1 protein-coding gene is annotated in these 483 nt (G+C 41.6%); it reads left to right on the plus strand.

The annotated features are described in order from the left end of the window. Positions 1-483: hypothetical protein (locus ACWTU8_RS32395; protein ID WP_455851322.1), on the plus strand; the 483-nt coding region annotated here is incomplete at both ends.

Genomic DNA, 483 nt, shown 5'->3' on the forward strand with positions numbered 1-483 from the left:
GGCGGTTGTCGCAAAAAAAGATGCAGAATACGCCGCTTTGGTTCAGGGGCAGGAAGAAACTCTGAGATACCTGGAAATGGCTACGCATATAGACACAATTGGATATAAAAAAAACGGTCACGCCATCAAGTCCATAACAATAATATGGGCGCTTTTTATTCATAATTTTCACACGATAAACGCTGATGGTCCATTTTCAATCATATGGCTGCTCATTCAGCCAATGATTATGCTTGCTATTATCAGTTCTGTATATCTGTTGATTGGCACCCACTACATTCTTAATATGGAAGTCCCTACATTTGCACTGCTCGGCTCTGGCACTTGGGTAGCTTGCCGGATGACGATCTTCCGGGTTAGTGGTCAAATTGCACACAATAGAGTAATGTTAAACCTACCCATGGTGTCGCCATTTCATCAAGGGATAACAACCGCGATATTGTACCTGATTGTCTATATGTTTTCGATAAGTCTTCTTTTTAG

It is taken from the genome of Mesorhizobium sp. BHbdii (assembly GCF_053848045.1).